Consider the following 355-nt stretch of genomic DNA (forward strand, 5'->3'; position numbering starts at 1 on the left):
CACTCATCCAGATGCTGTCTGGTGTTCAGATATCACTTATATTTGGACATTTGAAGGCTTTGTATATCTTACCAGTGTGATGGATTTGTATTCGAGAAAAATCATTTCCTGGGTATTGAGTGAAACACTGGGGGCATCCCATGTAGTAGAATGTATTGAAAAAGCAAAACATGTAAGAAATGTTGAGAAACCGTTGATTTTTCACTGTGACAGGGGATGTCAGTATGTATCGGAAGCCTTTCAAAAAGCAACGAAAGGAATGATTCGTAGTTATTCGAAGAAAGCATATCCATGGGATAATGCTTGCATCGAATCCTTCCATGCACTCTTGAAAAGAGAATGGATTCATCGGTTT

At 38.6% G+C, this 355-nt stretch carries 1 protein-coding gene; it reads left to right on the forward strand.

Annotated elements, in window-relative coordinates; translation table 11 throughout:
* Positions 1–355, forward strand: a 355-nt coding sequence (locus AC27EF_RS13645) for a DDE-type integrase/transposase/recombinase (RefSeq protein WP_487111305.1), incomplete at both ends; no start/stop codon positions are given.

Source organism: Anaerostipes stercorihominis (assembly GCF_057535655.1).